12 protein-coding genes are annotated in these 14278 nt (G+C 37.4%); 6 read left to right on the forward strand and 6 right to left on the reverse strand.

Going from position 1 to position 14278, the window contains the following annotated elements:
* The first annotated feature begins 16 nt into the window (after positions 1-16).
* From ACQ7EO_RS18090 to ACQ7EO_RS18100, 3 genes are all read left to right on the forward strand, one after another.
* Positions 17-535 (forward strand): hypothetical protein, encoded by a 519-nt coding sequence (locus ACQ7EO_RS18090; protein WP_434278253.1) that lies wholly within the window; start codon positions 17-19, stop codon positions 533-535.
* Positions 536-1006: 471 nt separating this feature from the next.
* A complete protein-coding gene (locus tag ACQ7EO_RS18095; protein WP_034610112.1) occupies positions 1007-2809 on the forward strand; it encodes an acyl-CoA dehydrogenase C-terminal domain-containing protein in 1803 nt (600 codons plus the stop codon).
* A gap of 192 nt (positions 2810-3001) precedes the next feature.
* Positions 3002-4783, forward strand: coding sequence for an acyl-CoA dehydrogenase C-terminal domain-containing protein (locus ACQ7EO_RS18100; protein ID WP_004723090.1), 1782 nt, complete (start codon positions 3002-3004; stop codon positions 4781-4783).
* A 221-nt stretch (positions 4784-5004) separates the two neighbouring features.
* Here ACQ7EO_RS18100 and ACQ7EO_RS18105 read toward each other — a convergent pair whose 3' ends face one another.
* Both ACQ7EO_RS18105 and ACQ7EO_RS18110 read right to left on the reverse strand, forming a co-directional pair.
* Positions 5005-5631, reverse strand: coding sequence for an FMN-binding negative transcriptional regulator (locus tag ACQ7EO_RS18105; RefSeq protein WP_434278254.1), 627 nt, complete (start codon positions 5629-5631; stop codon positions 5005-5007).
* A 10-nt stretch (positions 5632-5641) separates the two neighbouring features.
* The gene (locus tag ACQ7EO_RS18110; protein ID WP_034609953.1) at positions 5642-6055 is read right to left on the reverse strand and encodes a hypothetical protein; all 414 of its coding nucleotides are present in this window, start codon (positions 6053-6055) and stop codon (positions 5642-5644) included.
* Positions 6056-6231: 176 nt separating this feature from the next.
* On the opposite strand from ACQ7EO_RS18110, the gene ACQ7EO_RS18115 reads away from it, so the two are divergent.
* Positions 6232-6726 carry a phosphate-starvation-inducible protein PsiE gene (locus tag ACQ7EO_RS18115; protein WP_004723097.1) on the forward strand — a complete coding sequence of 165 codons (495 nt, stop codon included), beginning with the start codon at positions 6232-6234 and terminating at the stop codon, positions 6724-6726.
* Between the two features lie 153 nt (positions 6727-6879).
* Here ACQ7EO_RS18115 and ACQ7EO_RS18120 read toward each other — a convergent pair whose 3' ends face one another.
* Positions 6880-7332, reverse strand: a complete 453-nt coding sequence (locus tag ACQ7EO_RS18120; RefSeq protein ID WP_434278257.1) for an RcnB family protein — start codon at positions 7330-7332, stop codon at positions 6880-6882.
* Between the two features lie 169 nt (positions 7333-7501).
* On the opposite strand from ACQ7EO_RS18120, the gene ACQ7EO_RS18125 reads away from it, so the two are divergent.
* Complete coding sequence (locus ACQ7EO_RS18125; RefSeq protein ID WP_096733160.1) at positions 7502-7951, forward strand: hypothetical protein; 450 nt, start codon at positions 7502-7504, stop codon at positions 7949-7951.
* Positions 7952-8084: 133 nt separating this feature from the next.
* Here ACQ7EO_RS18125 and ACQ7EO_RS18130 read toward each other — a convergent pair whose 3' ends face one another.
* The 3 genes from ACQ7EO_RS18130 to ACQ7EO_RS18140 all read right to left on the reverse strand — a co-directional run bounded on the left by ACQ7EO_RS18130 (position 8085) and on the right by ACQ7EO_RS18140 (position 12934).
* Positions 8085-9548 carry a phospholipase D family protein gene (locus tag ACQ7EO_RS18130; protein WP_239046444.1) on the reverse strand — a complete coding sequence of 488 codons (1464 nt, stop codon included), beginning with the start codon at positions 9546-9548 and terminating at the stop codon, positions 8085-8087.
* Between the two features lie 351 nt (positions 9549-9899).
* Positions 9900-11999, reverse strand: a complete 2100-nt coding sequence (gene znuD, locus ACQ7EO_RS18135) for a zinc piracy TonB-dependent receptor ZnuD (protein WP_244015039.1) — start codon at positions 11997-11999, stop codon at positions 9900-9902.
* Positions 12000-12112: 113 nt separating this feature from the next.
* Complete coding sequence (locus ACQ7EO_RS18140; protein ID WP_434278259.1) at positions 12113-12934, reverse strand: O-antigen ligase family protein; 822 nt, start codon at positions 12932-12934, stop codon at positions 12113-12115.
* A 559-nt stretch (positions 12935-13493) separates the two neighbouring features.
* Between ACQ7EO_RS18140 and ACQ7EO_RS18145 the strand changes: the two genes are divergently transcribed.
* Entirely contained in the window at positions 13494-14258 is a 765-nt protein-coding gene (locus tag ACQ7EO_RS18145) for a DUF4184 family protein (RefSeq protein ID WP_244015035.1), read from the forward strand.
* Positions 14259-14278: the final 20 nt, after the last annotated feature.

The raw sequence follows: 14278 nt of genomic DNA on the forward strand, positions 1-14278 counted from the left end.
TTAAACATAGCAAACGATGAATAAACTTCGTACAGAAATAGAACCCGATTTTGAAACAGCGCAACAACTTTATCCAACTGTGCTCGAATTGATTGCTAATTACACAGACTATTGCGATGAGTTTGGTGATGAAGACTCGCTTGAATATCAAAAACTCAGTGAAAAGCTCACAGAAACTACCAGTAAAGACATTTCTCAATATGATCTTTGGGAGTGGTGGGAAGCCGAAGGCATCGAAAATTTAAGCTTTGATATTTGCTTACCTGAGCCTAAACTCATCCATAATATTTCAAAACAAGAACTTACTGAAATCGTCCAGCGGATTAAAAGCTCAGATTTCCATACTCAACATGCAAATGAATTCATCAATGCTTTTTACCTCCGCACCATTTTCTCTGGAGGCTATTTCTACAATTTTTTAAAACTCAATTTTAAAGCATTTAAGCATCAATTGTTTCAACGCAATAAAGATCAAGCAGGACGATACTTTGAATATTCGGTAGAAGACATTGTGGATCGACTTTGGGACGAGTGATTGCCATAAAAAATATCACCATTAAAAAGTATGCAGTGCGTTTATTGGTTTAAATCATTTAGAGTCATATTGCATTTAAACACTAAAAACATTCTCAATATCTGTAGTTTTAACCACACATCCAATCACGTCTCATCCAAGATCAAGTCTACACTTCAATCTGTTCGCTACATTTTAGAAATATAAATAGCATTTCCGTCATATTTTGACTGGCATTTTATTGGACACAAGTTTTTACGATTTTGACTATTTGTATCCTTATTTTTCAATGAAAAGTGTTTACACTCAATGCACTTACAGCTTTCAAGCCTTTTTTCTTTGACTTTACAGTCACAGAGAAATAACCATGAAATACTTGTACGTCACTATAAGATGTTGCACGATGTAGCGGAACAAATATGTGTCATAGAAGACACACGTCGTATTTATGAAGATTATAAATCTGGTTTAACCAGTATTGAGGAAACCGATATGCCACAATACAAAGCACCCTTACGTGATATGCACTTCGTTTTGCATGAATTATTAAATGCTGAAGAACATTACGCGAAACTCCCTGCATTCCAAGAAACCGTAAGCCGTGAATTGATTGATCAATATTTAGAAGCTGGCGCGGATTTCTGTGAAAATGAATTATCTCCACTTAACCAAATCGGTGACAGTGAAGGCTGTAAATGGAATGATGGTGTAGTGACTACGCCTACAGGCTTTAAAGCAGCCTATGACAAATATGTAGAATTAGGCTTCCCTTCTCTTTCAGTTCCAGAAGAACATGGCGGTCAAGGTTTACCTGGTTCTTTAGCAACAGCTATTTCTGAAATGGTAGGTGCAGCAAACTGGGCATGGGGTATGTACCCTGGTCTTTCACATGGTGCTGTTCGTACAATCGAACATCATGGTTCTGCTGAGCAAAAAGCTACATATTTACCTAAACTTGTTTCAGGTGAGTGGACTGGTACTATGTGCTTAACAGAATCTCATGCAGGTTCTGACTTAGGCATTATCCGTTCTAAAGCTGAGCCACAAGCAGATGGTAGCTATGCAATCTCTGGCGAGAAAATCTTTATCTCTGCTGGTGAACACGATATGGCGGAGAACATCGTTCACATCGTTTTGGCGCGTTTACCAGGTGCTCCTAAAGGCACTAAAGGTATCTCGTTATTCATCGTACCTAAGTTCAATGTAAATGCAGATGGCTCTATTGCAGACCGTAATGCAGTTCGTTGTGGTTCAATCGAACACAAAATGGGTATCCACGGTAACGCAACTTGTGTGATCAATTTTGATAACGCAAAAGGTTTCTTGATTGGGCCTGAAAACCGTGGTTTACATGCAATGTTTACCTTTATGAACACTGCACGTATTGGTACTGCTGTTCAAGGTTTAACAGCATCTGAATCTTCTTTCCAAGGTGCACTTGCATATGCGAAAGATCGTTTGGCAATGCGTTCACTTTCTGGTCCTAAAGCACCAGAGAAAGAAGCTGATCCAATCATTGTTCACCCAGCTGTACGTAACATGTTGATGACACAAAAAGCCTTTGCTGAAGGTGGTCGTGCATTGGTTTACTTCTTATCTCAATATGCAGATATCGTAGAGCAAGGTGTTACTGAAGAAGATCGTAAATTTGCCGACAATATCTTGTCATTATTAACACCGATTGCAAAAGCATTCTTAACTGAAACAGGTTCTGAATCAGCGAAGCATGGTGTACAAGTATTTGGTGGTCACGGCTTTATTTCTGAACACGGTATGGAGCAAATTGTACGTGATACGCGTATCTCTTGCTTATACGAAGGTACAACTGAAATCCAAGCACTTGATTTGTTAGGCCGTAAAGTATTGGGTACGCAAGGTGCAATGTTGAAAGACTTCACCAAGATCATCCATAAATTTGCAGAAGCAAACAAAGACAATGCTGACCTGAAAGAATTTGTTGAACCACTTGCTGCTCTTAACAAAGAGTGGGGTGATTTAACCATGCAAATCGGTATGAAAGCTATGCAAAATCCAGATGAAGTAGGCGCAGCTGCGGTTGACTACCTATATTTCTCTGGTTATGTAACGCTTGCATTCTTATGGGCTCGCATGGCGCTTGTTGCTCAACAAAAACTTGCTGAAGGCTCTACTGAAACTGGCTTCTATAATGCAAAAATTAAGACTGCTCGTTTCTACTTCAAGAAAATCTTACCACGCGTTCGTTCACATGTTGATGTGATCGCGGGTGGCTTAGATCCATTGATGTCACTAGATGCTGAAGACTTTGCATTCTAAGTAGAATGCCGAGCTAGGTATTTAGAAAACTGTACTCAAGAGTGCAGAAATTGAGAAAGGACGGTCATAGCTTTGGCAGTCCTTTTTCTTTATAAATAGAGCGTTATTTACTTAGACCATCTAACAACATACATGCTTGTTGGTTAAACTGATCTAAGTCTACAGATTCAAACAATAAACAGGTGAACGAACATGCCAATTTATAATGCGCCACTTGCAGATATGAAATTCATTCTGAATGACGTTTTCAATGCAGAGCAATTCTGGCAAGCCAACGAAAAGCTTGCACATGTTGATGCAGCAACGGCTGAAGCAATTTTAGAAGAAATGGCTAAATTTGCACAAAATGTTACGCTTCCTTTAAACCGCACAGGTGATGAAGAAGGCGCTCATTATGAAAATGGCAAAGTCACGACACCTGCTGGTTTTAAAGAAGCATTCCAACAATACGCTGAAGGCGGTTGGATTGGCCTAGGTGCTGAAGAGGAATGGGGCGGTCAGGCAATGCCAAAAATGCTGACTGTACTTGCAGATGAAATGTTATTTGCTACCAATCCATCATTCATGCTCTACCCGCTTCTCTCTGTTGGTGCTGGTATGGCGTTAAACAGCTATGCATCTCAAGAACAGAAAGAAACCTATTTACCTAAAATCTATTCAGGTGAATGGTCTGGTACGATGTGTTTAACTGAACCTCATGCAGGTACAGATTTAGGGATTATCAAAACTAAAGCTGAACCTAACCAAGATGGTACGTATAACATTACTGGTACTAAAATCTTCATTACTGGTGGTGACCACGATCTTGCTGACAACATCATTCACCTTGTTTTAGCAAAAACACCTGATGCACCTGCGGGTTCACGTGGTATCTCACTCTTTATCGTGCCTAAATTCCTCGTCAATGCTGACGGTTCATTGGGCGAACGTAATACAGCGGGTCCTGGTTCAATTGAACACAAAATGGGAATCAAAGCGTCTGCAACATGTGTCATGAACTTTGATGCAGCCAAAGGTTTCCTTGTTGGTAAAGAAAATGAAGGGCTTGCAGCTATGTTCGTGATGATGAATTACGAACGTTTGTCGATGGGTATTCAAGGCCTAGGTGCTTCTGAATATGCATACCAAAATGCAGCACAGTATGCGACTGATCGTGTACAAGGCCGTAGTGCGACAGGTGTTAAATCTCCAAACAAACCTGCTGACAGCATCCTTGTACATGGTGATGTGCGTCGTATGTTACTCAATGCACGTGCCAACAATGAAGCTTCTCGCGCATTTGCTGTTTACGTAGGTCAACAACTCGACATTACTAAATTTTCAACCGATCCTGAAGCTGTAGCGAAGGCAAATAATCGTGTTGCATTATTGACGCCAATTGCCAAAGCTTATTTAACAGATACTGCATTTAATGCTGCAATTGACGCGCAAATGGTGTTTGGTGGTCATGGCTATATTCGTGAATGGGGTATGGAACAGTGTGTGCGTGACTTACGTATCGCACAAATCTATGAAGGCACCAACGGCGTTCAGTCACAAGATTTAATTGGTCGTAAAACAATTAAATGTAATGGTGAATTCATTGCTGAATATATTGAAGAAATCCGTGATTTTGCTAATGGTCTAGATACAGACTTAAACTTCATTAAAGATGCGACTTTAGATATTGCAACTGAAGTAGATATGATTACGCAGCATATTTTAGAACGTGCAAAAGAAAATGCTGATTTCGCAAATGCTGCGGCAGTAGAGTATCTGCATGTTGTTGGCTTATTAAGCTTCTCTTACATGTTTGCTCGTATTGCCAATGCTGCAAAAAATAAGCAAGGTCAATTCTACCAAGACAAACTTGCATTGACTCATTATTTCATTCAACGCCTCTTGCCTGATTTAAATGCACGTGTTGCTAAAATCAAAGCAGGTGCAGAAGTTATTATGAATTTCAGTGAAGATTATTTTACGAATCAGGCTTAATTTCATCATCAACTGAAATAAGACATTAAAACGCCCGATGATTCGGGCGTTTTTTTATTTGCAACTGATGCTTTTTTAGAACACCTGCTGATCTATATCTCTTGGACGTCATAAAGCCGTTAGGTTTGCTTTTCTATGCATCTTAAAATCAAGGATGGTGCAATTATATCGTGTGGCTATAAAAGTTGATCGCAACATAAATCAAGTTACATCAGATAATCTTACTTTGGATAAAACTTCCGAATCGATTCAGCCATCTCTGGAGATTGGTTTTGCAAAGCATTTGCCGCACTTGTGGCATCCACAGCGCTGCGATTTTGACTGACTTTAAATTTTCCTACAATTGAATCTATTTCGATTTCAATCGCCACAATTTTTTCTAATTGCTCTTCGATATAATCGTTGGGCGCATCTCCCATTTTCCAAGGTAGCGCCTGTGGTGCTTCATGTTGTCGAGTCAATCGCGCCAAAATACCCCGCAAATATTTTTCATCATCTATTTTTCGAATTGTTCCCTTCACATGCACAACACGATAGTTCCATGTCGGTACTTCCCGATGATGCTCAAATTTTCCTGGATACCAATTCGGTGAAATATAACTTTGTTCAGCATGGAAAATCACATAAGCCGATTGAATCTGTTCTAACACATTCAGTAAAGGATTGGCTTTGGCGATATGCCCACGTAACAATCCAGACTTGCCAGCTGACCGATCCAATTCAAAAGGAATATGATTCGCTTCAATTTCACCATCATAGATAACCATCAAACTTCCCAATGGATGCTTTTCAATTAAATCGAAAAGTTCAGGGAGATTCTCTTGTTTAAAATGAGTAGGAAGATACATGTTTTATTTCCTAATACTCTTTCGAGCCATCTGGGCTGGTTTTAAAGATTTCAGGTAATTCAGCATTTTCAGTAAAAGCTTCACCTTTGAAAATATTAACCACTTCAATGTTGCCTATAATTTGCTGATTAAACTCGTCTAATCGCTCAGCGGGAATCCATAACTCCTGACAAAAGTCATCACCAACCGTATGTATTTCAAACTGAGCCAGATACTCATCACTCAGCTCAAAACGAGTGACATAGCCAATATAACCACTTGCTTGATCTTTGGTATTCCAATCTAAAGCAATTTTTTCAGCATATTTCTGATTTAAAACAGGATAGAAAATAGGTTGCCAATACAATCTTGGTGGGAAATTTTTAAAGTCACCCTTTTCAATCAATTGATATTCAAAAAGCCCAATTGGTCGGTACAAATACATTGTTATTCCTTTCATTGTATTGAAAATAATCTATCTATAGCCCAATCAGATGAAATGATCAATTTCTTAATTAAATCGTTGTGATTTATTCACTATAAACATTTTACTTTTGTTTTCATGTGCATGAAATTTGCATAGTGTTTAATCGTAAATAACACAGGCAAATGGAGGATGTTATGAATAAAGATCCACGTATAGAAAAAATAGAAAACCTCCTCGATAAATTGGGCAATATTGCAGTAGAAGCATTTCATTATATTGCGCTGTTTATCATTGGCTGTATGATCGCTTGGTCAGCGGTACATACAATTATTGAAATTTTAACCGTAAAACAATATGCCAGTATTGACGATATTTTATTGTTATTCATCTATTTGGAATTAGGCGCGATGGTGGGGATCTATTTTAAGACCAACCACATGCCTGTACGTTTCTTAATTTATATCGCAATCACCGCACTCACGCGGTTACTAATTTCAGATATACAGCATGACCATAAAGCAGATATGGATTTAGTGATTATCACAGGATCTGTTTTAATTTTAGCTATTGCAATTTTGATCGTGAGATATGCGTCTTGGACATATCCTTCTGTCATTCGCGATAAGCATACTGAAAAATCATTACCCCATGGTAAAACACCACGACCAGAAGATGATGAACTGGCTTAGTCTTTTGTCTTGATTCATGCGCTTACCCTTCTCCCTAAGCAAAATCAAAGTAATACTATATTAAAGTCTAAGGCAAAGTGGAGAAGGGACTTTTTTAATGTGTTGAAAATTTAATACATTGCTATTGATCATGATGATGCTTTTAAATCACGTTCAGCGATCATTGGGCACTTGTAAATAACGACCATTCTGGAAAATCCAATGCATACCAACCTGCGGATCAGGTAAACCATAACGGCGCCAATCACTAATCAACGTGTATTGCGAACTTTCTATATGACCACCCTCCCCATTTACATAACCATAACTGCTACCTGAATACTCCGTCTGGGTTGGAAACTGGTGATTATAAATAATCGTCACACCATTTTGTGGTGGGTAACTTGGGTGTGGGCCATTTGGATGCGGGTATTGAGGTCGAACAGGAATCTCCTGTGACATTTGGCGGCCATATTGATCCGTATATTTATAGGTCGTTGTTGGATATTTCTTTTGAGGGCGCTCAACACTGCGATAATTCGCCCAATCTTTAGCGTCTGCCCATGTCATTGTTGAAGTTGCTGAAAGCATCAACATCAAGACACTTAAACTGAGTCTCTGTTTCATTTCAACCTCCAAACTTGAACATATACACAACAGCTTAATATATCATTCAAGATAAATAATGGATGAATTACAGTCAAAATTTAATCTTCTTTATTGTTTATACATCAACTTGGGTAAATTCTGACATCAATCTGATAAAATATAATTTTAATCTGATGAGTGCTGTATTGTGGCTGAACTGAGCTTTGACCGTTTACATCAATTTTTTTGCAAAATCCCAAGTGTGCAAGAAGCATTTATTGATAGCTATGGTTCAGATGGCAAACAAGCATGGTGGTTTAAATTTCAAATCAATATTGACCATCCTTTAGCGTGGCAAACTGTACAAGAACTTGGTCACGTTCTAAATTATATTTCTAAAAATGAACGTCTTCCGACTCAGTTTTTACCCGTTTCTCCTCCTCCGTATATGAATGGTGAAGCGAAACAATTTTTAGCTTGGGTGATTCAATGTAACCATGCAGATTTTTCGCCCGATGTGGTGTGTGACTGGTTAGAGGCACGTTTACCAAAACCCGTAGATGATGAAAGCAAATGGAAAATCAAAACTGATTTACATGAGTTAGATCATATTTCAAATAAAGATTTGGATGAGTTAGTTCCACCAAATCCGCAGTAATTTAATCTACATAAATTTCAAAAACTTAGAATTATGCAGTAAGAAGCTCAAATATCGACTTGAGCTTCTTACTCACTTATATTTTTAATTTATTTTGCAAATACAGTACTTCTGCTTTCAAACAATTGAAATACTAAAACGTCGACAAACCACTCCATTCCATAAAACGGTAAACCCCGTATTTAAGTTTTGATTCATCAGCGTACTTACTGTAATCCACACTCATTTGACGCCCATTTAAGTTTGACCAAGCCGTATTAAAATACTGTTCAGCATCGATAAAGACTTGTTGTTGTGGATTGCCAACCACGCGTAAATCAGTTTCCAAATTATAATTTTTTAAATTACGTGCGGTAAAGTTGGCAGAACCTAAAATCATTTCCGCAGATTGCGCATTATGCTTTACGATCATCTTACTATGGCACTGCTCACCTTGGGTATTACACCAACGCACATCAATTCCTGCGTCATTTAACTCTGAAGCCACTTGACGGTTTGGAATACCATTTTTTTGACGACCAAATGCATCTTTATTCGGATCAAGCAAGATACGTAATTTCACTCCACGTTGCTTGGCAGCAACTAAACCTTGAACAATTCGGCGCTCTGACAAATAGAACATGGCTAAATCAATTTGATCATTGGCTTTTGCTGACGCCAACATGTTTAAGACCGCATCATAAATTGCTTTTTCAGTGAGTACTTGAACCTGAGGATCATTTGGATTTTCAGGTAGTTTGCCAAATGCAACAAAAGGCGTATCACCTCCCGACATATGCGCGACAGTTTGTTCGGTATTTAAAATATCTGTCGCAGTTGCACCATCAACCATTAATGCGATATTGGAGTGGCGTGAGCTACCATCATGAGGATTGGCAGATGTGACGATGGTTTTCCAACCTTCCGCTGTATCGACCACAATGGTTTTACGATGATTGGCTTTAAAATTAAATAAATTTAAATAACTGCGGACTGTAATTTTTTCTTTACCAAATGGATTATTCAGCCAGCCTTTATTTGGGTTATTGCCAATATCCTGACAGCATAAATACCATATTCCAGACCAAGTAGGATTAGATGCGCGGAGTGGTGTTAAATTCGTTTCAATCACGTCAATACCGCCTAAACGTAATTGACGATATTGTTCAGGCTGAATTCCACCATAAACAGAATTGATTGGATCGGTAATAAACTTAATTTCTAAGCTTGGGTTTACAATTTTTTCATTAATCAAGGCTTGGGTTAATTGCTTGGTTAATTCTCGTTGCTGAACTTTAGAATCGCCGACTTCACTGTTAAATAGAAACATATCAATCACAATGGTGGTCTTGGCTTGCTTAATCAGCTGTAACACCTGATCAAAGATATGTTGATCAAGTTGCTGCTTCCCTTGCGCATCAATATAGGTTTCATCGGCAATAAATTTTACATTGGCGTGACGCAATGGTCCGGTAAAATTCAGCCCTTTAGGAAGCGGTTTATAAACATGATAAATCGCAGATGAGAGATATCCTAAGGCCAATATGCCGATAATAATGCCGAAATAGCGACGTTTTGACCAATTCAGTTTGTTTTGAATTTTATTGAAGATACGCATAAGAAAAGACCTAGACCAATTTAGGGTCTGTCAACATTTCATATATAACTTGCGTTGTCGGCTAAAATTGAGCAAACGAGGCATGAAATGAAGAGAATAGCGAGACTATTTTCAAGTTTCATAACGATGTTTGAGATAATTTTAACCACAACCCTTGGGGGGACTAGAGTGTTTTTTGATGCTACATCGTTATGATCTACTCATTTAGATCACTAAATTTCATAGCTCATGCCTTGTACCCTCTAAAAAACACTCGTTGTCGCAAATACAGATGAAGTATTGGCAGACCCTTAGAGCCTAGGTCGAATTCCTTTATTTTTCAATAACGATTTGGTGAATGATTGCAAATAATTAGAACTTATAGTCCATACCTATGACAAAGTTACGTCCAATTTGTGGAATATTCGATAAGAAAGAAGTGTGTTCATAAATCTTCTCGTCCAACAGGTTGTTGGCTTTAAAGAATACTTTCGCTTCTTGTTTGTTGGCCAAAGGATATTGATAAGCAACGCCTAGGTTCACCATGTTATAACCTTTGGTTTCTTGTTCATAAGACGCAAATTTATCTTGATTAAACACATGTGAATATTCTGCTGAACCAGACCAATGCTCATCAAACTCAGCATTTACACGAGCGCCTAAACGACCAGCAGGAACACGCGGTGCATTCTCATCTTCAATTTTCCCACGTACATAGTCACCAAACAGACTGGTTTTATACACATCATTCCACTGATAAGCGACTTCACCTTCTGTACCATAGAACTTAGCTTTATCTTGACTATATTTGATCAAACGGAAGTTTTCGTATTGATCCAAAGTTTTGGCATAAATGTAGTTATCAAACCAATTTTGATAGACATGTACATGATAGCTCAACTTGTCATTGTCATAATGAAGACCTAATTCCACATTATTTGACTTCTCTTTATTTAAGTCTTGATTGCCCAATTCATAGGTGTTGGTCGCATAATGCTTTCCATCAGCATAAAGTTCTTGTGCTAAAGGCAATCGTTCTTGATGAGAACCCGTTAAAGAGAGCGTGTAATTTGGTGCAAATGCCCAATTCACAGCACCAGAATATGAGAATGCATTGCCATCAAAGTCTTTTTGATCTGAGTCGACATCCACTGTTTGATGATCAAAACGAGTCCCTAATTCCACATGAAAATCACCAAATTGGCGATGCTCTAAGCCAAATACACTATATTTTTGGGTTTTATTTGGTGCAAGAACCGCTTCTTCACCTGTGATATCTAATTTTTGCTGGCTGGCTTGAACACCCCACACCCCTTCCCAAGCAGCAATCGGATTGTGTAACAACTCAACACGACCTTCATAACCTTTGCTCTTGAAGGTTGTCATTGCTGTACTTCCTTCAATTTCATCATGTTGATAGTCGGTATAACTTGCTTGTGCACGAAGTTTTTTAAAGCCAGCAAAAGGCTCATTGAGCTCAGAACGGAAATCATAACGTTCTGTTTTCATATCAATCCATGGCCCAGCTTCAGCGTGATCATGGTCTTCTTCACCATGATCATGGTCATGGCCCGCATGGTCGTCATCATCGTGCCCACCACAATGAAGTGATAAGCCATGTAAATGGCATGACTCATATTCATGGCTATGCCCAGGTAAACCGTATTGATCTTGGCGATTGCTATAAGACACACCCGCAAAACCACGTTCACCGATCCAAGATAAGCCGACATTTACATTTTCAGACTCTGAAAATGTATTGCCAACTCGACGCTCTTTCGTACTATGTGCATGATCACCATGCTCTTCTGTTACGATATAGTTCGGGGTAATGTAATCATTGGCATCGCGTTTTAAGCCTTCTACACGTAATGCAACATTTGAACCTAAACCAACAGTCACCCCAGCATGTGCCATTTTTTCGTCGTTGCCTGTGTTATAACGCAGACCAACATTGCCTTCATAACCATTTTCAGGCATCGCTGTCGGAATCTTACTGTCAACCACATTGACTAAACCACCCACAGACCCAGCCCCATATAATAATGTTGATGGTCCACGAATGACTTCAATTTTTTGTGCCAGCTGCGGATCTACAGTGACGGCATGATCGGGTGATAAGCTTGAAACATCCATTGTCTCTGTTGCATTCTGAGTCACTTTAACCCGTGCACCCTCTTGCCCACGAATTACAGGGCGACTAGAACCCGCCCCAAAGGTATTGGAATAGACTCCTAATTCATCTTTGAGTGCTTCACCTAAAGTCGTGCCCGCCTGTTGTAATTTTTCACGTGAAACAGTTTCATCTGCAACGCCAAAATCTTGACTTGAACGGACTAAGGGATGTCCAACAACGGTAATGGTTTCTAATTGTTGTGGATTTTTTTCAGTATTGGTTTGATCTTCAGCCCAAATAGAAGTTGAAATAACTGCAGAAATGGAAAGTGTTAGGGCACTTTTGGTAAAGGACATGCGATTGCTCTCAAAGCTCAATATTTTTGAATTATGTTATATTATAACATTTCAATATTTTTGCAATAAAAAAAGGAAATCAAAATTGATTTCCTTTGCATTTAAAATTAAATTTATTTTTCTTTCATAAGCTTATTGATCAAAATAAAGCTCATAAGGGAAGCAGTCACCCAATAGAACACATAGGTCGTATTTTGAAAAAATAAATAATATTCCGTAAGACCGCTACACATATAATAGATTACGAACACTGTACCAGTGATTGCTAAGTTTTGAATTAGCAAATTTTTAGCAAAGATATGCTTTATAAAAAAAACCAAAGCAGTCAAAAATGTCATCAATAAACCAATAAATCCAATCAAACCATTTGCTGCTAATTCATGGAAGTAGATGCTATGCATGTGCTGAAAACAATGTGGTAAATCGCCTCGTTTATATAAACGGCAATTATCAGCTTCTATTTCATACATCCCGATTCCTGTGATAGGTGAGGTTTTAAACATTTCCACTGAATTATTCCAAAGGAATAACCTAATTCCCGAACTATTTTGATAATTATTATTACGAATATTAAGTGAATCAGATTGAAAGTTTTCAACTCTTTTTAGCAGTGGTGAGTTTGGTATAGCCATATTTATGCCAATAAAACAAACAACCAAACCCAGCATCAAAATGATTTTTTTTAATTGAGTTTTAGTATAGAAAAGAACCAAAAAGCCCAATACAAATAGCAACCCCAGCCATGCTCCTCTAGTGCCATGAAGGATTAAAAGAAACATACAGAGTAAGCTGGTCACCAAATATAAATAAGATTGTTTACCTTTTAAATAAAATGAATAACATAGCAAAAGTATTGTGAGCGAAATAAAGCCGATATCATAACTAATCACTGGATTAAAGAAAATACTAAACAGGCCGCGATCAAACTGTAACATCACCCCCCAATACAATAAGTAAGGGGTCAACAAAAACAATATAAAAAACAATATTCGATAAAAACACTCGGCATTAAAATTACTTTTATAATAAATTGTCGGTAAAAAAATGAATGGAATAAACCAAATATACTGGTTAATAATATGCTTATACGTACTCAATAGATTATGCGGAACTGAATCAAGTCGAAAAAGTGACTGATTTAATACAGTAGTACTAATAAAACCAATACAACAAAATGCAATCAGATAAAAATTTGGTTTTATAACTTCCCCTTTAATCCCAAAATAGGTAAAAAGTAAAATTAAAACAATTGAAATATTCCAATGCCGAAAATTATCATTAAAAATATAATGCGTAAATACAATAACAAAAAGGATAGATATTAAAAAAATAAATTTATTATTTTTTATCATCAAAGAATAACTTTCAAACATTGACACTTTAGATCTACTCAATTTTTTGTAATATTCTACTTTGAAATTACATTTAATTCATTGATGTAAACAACAAATTAACGAATAATTTCCTAATATAAGTTTTAATAACCTATTTTCAATGCCCTTTACACTTTCACATGCTGTTTTAGCGCCACCTTTGTCCAAACTTTCAGGAAATCGCTTGCCGATTGCAGCACTCGCGATTGGCACAATGACGCCAGATTTGTATAGAGTATTGGTTAAAACTGAAATTTATTTAAATCATCAATTTAAAGGAATTATCTATCCAGATTTATTGGTGGGATTACTGTTCTGCTTACTTTGGTATAGCTTATATCGCCCATTATTATTTAAGTTTTTAGGCATTCAAAAACCATTAAACATTGCTTCTTTTTCAACTTTTTTTCAATTTCTAATTTGGATGGTATTGGCGATTATCTTAGGTACAGCAACCCATATTATTTGGGATGGTTTAACCCATTTAGATTTTCGAACTTTCGCTTTTAAAGAATTTTTAGCGCAACCCGTCAGTATGTTTGATCGTATTTATCCGATGCATAAAGTTCTACAAATCGGCTGCTCTGCTGCGGCTTTACCGTTTTTAATGTGGATGGGTTTACATTACTTTTTTAAATATAGAGCCCGTCAAATACGCAATCTTAAAGTAAATTTTTTCTGTATAAGCTTATTTGTAAGCTCATTTTTTAGTGGCTGCTTATATTATGTGTATGTTGCCAAAAGTATAGGCGTCGTTCCACAAGACACTGATCTATATGTGCTGATTGGCTTGTTTATGAAATTTTTTACCCAAGGTTCAATCCTTTGTTTCACTTTAGGTTGTCTATTGTTTCATTATTTAAATTATAAAAAATATTTTGAATGATGCTCTATTTGCCGTTTCAG

The organism is Acinetobacter sp. CE-15, assembly GCF_051059255.1.
Lineage (GTDB): Bacteria > Pseudomonadota > Gammaproteobacteria > Pseudomonadales > Moraxellaceae > Acinetobacter > Acinetobacter guillouiae.